Consider the following 2,103-nt stretch of genomic DNA (forward strand, 5'->3'; position numbering starts at 1 on the left):
GCGCGCGCCAACCGAATCAGCGCGAATTTTAGCTGCTGGCGAATCGAACCAGACCGGGCAGCTTGAGTTTTTTGCTCGAGACTAGCAGCAATCGTAATAGCCATTGGATTCCCCGATTTAATCAACGCGCGTTTCAGGGCCGCCAAAGTTTCCGCACCCGTAGTTTTGTCTGTCAGAATCGTCAGCAACCCGTGCATCAGTTCGTCGCGATGATTCTTATCTTGCTCCAGAAACTGTCGCAGCATCTTACCAAACTTGTTCCTCAAACTGCTGGGTGAATTTGTCTCGATTTGAGTGCTGCGACAACCACCAGAACCGCTGATAAATTCGCCCTTTTTCTCCCCCTCACTTCTTTGATTTGCCGCCATACCCATCGCAGCATGAAACTTACGACACGAGATATGCGCTAGAGTTGGACGACCAGATTTAGTTCCCCGGCGCTTAATTTTGATTATCGGTTGTCCGTCATCACCTAAAAATTGCTCAAAGGGAAAAATCTGAACTAACAAGATTGCTTGGGTGTCGCTACCAGCACCAAATTGCTTGAAGATGCCCATGTAACGAGGGAATTTTGGCTGTTTAAGTATCTGGCTAATTCGGCAGTCAATTTGATAGGGACGCATCTGCCACTCAACTATTGACTTAGCATAGGAAATCAATTGTTTGTCGCCACCATTTTTGGCTGCCAATCCTTACGATTGAGCCAAGCGCAAGGCATATCTCGCCGCCGACCTCAACGACACTACCGCACCGGCAATCGATGCCCAAAAAGGAGATGATTCTCCATTTTTAGTGGAGCCAAAGTCAATATCGTCTAATTCTGGTGCTTCAATGTGTAACTTTTGGCGCGCGCGGTTGATTAGTTGATTCAGGACTTTATTGCAGCTTTCCCCGGACAAATAAAGATCGCTAAGCTCTTTAATAATCGGTTCTTTCTGTCTGATTAATTGTACTGAATTTGGTAGGCGCACCCAGCCAAAACTAGCAAGACAACAGCGTCGTGAAAGTCGTCAAAGTCGTTCCAGTTACACAGAGCTAAGCGACTGTACTTGACTAAATTATGGGAAACCAGGTGTACTTCAATACCCGCGTCTCTCAGGTTATTAACCCAGACTCGCGAGTCAGAACCAGTATTCTAAAAATACAATTATTTGGCCAGTATCCGGTTTAAGCGATACAATCTTGTTGACGCTATCAAAATTGGGGGTTAAGCAAATAAATTCGGCATAGTCATCAAAAAAATCCTTGGGGTTTGATATAGGAGAATCCCCGTCCCACCCTAGGAGGCAGGAACTGTTTTTCCCCACATCCAATCCAGCAATTACAGTTTTAGTCATCACAATCTGATCCTACGAATCCCCAAAAGCCAGCTGGCTTGATTCAATGTGAAGCGGATTGTGAAATGGTAAAATTGAACAGCTTGTGAAACAATAAAAGCCTCAGCTTGTTTCAGTGTAAAGGCTGCGAGTTGCGGATTGTTTAACCCAATCCGCGACCCCTCTTAGTCAGAGGGGTTTCCCTAGCGGGTTAGTCTAGCGAGTCAGGCGGTTTATATCTGAGATAAACGTTGAGCAACAATTTCCCACGCTTTGTTCGATTCGGCCAGCAATTTTTCGGCTGGAGTGCCTAAAAATCCACGGCTGTGTTCTTTATCCCAATAAACGTTAACAATCAGTTCTTCGTCGTCTTCTGGGGAGATAACTTCTAAGACTCGGATTAAAGCGAGATTGATCCAGAGGTTGTCAATTTTGACTGGAAACATGCTAGGAACCCCGAGCATGAATAATCGATCGGAAAACGCTCTTGATGGGCAAGCGCCTAACTCTCGTGGGCGGTTGCTCCCCCCCAAAATCTTCACCGCGATATCGTAATGCGCAGCGGGATTTGGGGGTTTGACCACCTGGAACTTCTGCGTGAAAGGATTATAGGTGAGCCAGAAAGTTTTGTAGTTATACGTTCCCTGGGGTCTGAGTACCCAAAAGCTTTCCCTCGCTTTTTGTCCGCGCCAATCTCGTTGCCCAAAGCGGGCAATGATATCGTCGATCGCTTGGGTCATAATGGAATTTTACCTTCCCTAACTTTTGCTAAAACTTCCTCAAATTC

General features: G+C 46.1%; 3 protein-coding genes and 1 pseudogene. All 4 read right to left on the bottom strand.

Translation table 11 applies throughout. The features are described from left to right. Positions 1-689: pseudogene (locus tag MiSe_RS48760) on the bottom strand (hypothetical protein); the annotation flags it as partial. Between the two features lie 3 nt (positions 690-692). Continuing rightward, complete coding sequence (locus tag MiSe_RS48765) at positions 693-971, bottom strand: hypothetical protein (RefSeq protein ID WP_226594708.1); 279 nt, start codon at positions 969-971, stop codon at positions 693-695. 150 nt (positions 972-1,121) lie between these two features. Then, on the bottom strand, positions 1,122-1,337 hold the full coding sequence (locus MiSe_RS48770) for a hypothetical protein (protein WP_226594710.1): 216 nt from the start codon (positions 1,335-1,337) through the stop codon (positions 1,122-1,124). Between the two features lie 212 nt (positions 1,338-1,549). Then, positions 1,550-2,056: a hypothetical protein gene (locus MiSe_RS48775; RefSeq protein WP_226594712.1), complete on the bottom strand. Its 507-nt coding sequence runs from the start codon at positions 2,054-2,056 to the stop codon at positions 1,550-1,552. Positions 2,057-2,103 lie beyond the last annotated feature (47 nt).

The organism is Microseira wollei NIES-4236 (assembly GCF_020521235.1).
GTDB lineage: Bacteria > Cyanobacteriota > Cyanobacteriia > Cyanobacteriales > Aerosakkonemataceae > Microseira > Microseira wollei.